General features: G+C 43.4%; 1 protein-coding gene. It reads left to right on the top strand.

Annotated features, from left to right (window positions below):
* Positions 1-116: 116 nt before the first annotated feature.
* Positions 117-242, top strand: a 126-nt coding sequence (locus AC2Q9J_RS18420; protein WP_499042175.1) for an AAA family ATPase, incomplete at its 3' end; no start/stop codon positions are given.

Here is a 242-nt window from a genome sequence, read left to right as displayed (position 1 = left end):
ATCTGTATTCCCCTTTCTACAGTTCTTTTTAGAATAGCATGATTCGGGCATTTTGACGAACTGTTAACTGTGGTAAAATATACAGATGAATGCTTACTGCGGATAGGATGGTCACGATGCACTTAAAACGAATCGAACTCGCTGTCTTTAAATCATTTCCCAAGCGAATTGAATTAGATTTCCGTCCCGGCGTCACGGCTGTAGTAGGGCCGAACGGGAGCGGGAAATCCAATATATCGGAC

It is taken from the genome of Planococcus sp. RAB007_Raresut (assembly GCF_057369535.1).
The sequence above is the reverse complement of the archived record's forward strand: the minus strand, read 5'-3'. Positions and strand labels throughout refer to the sequence as shown.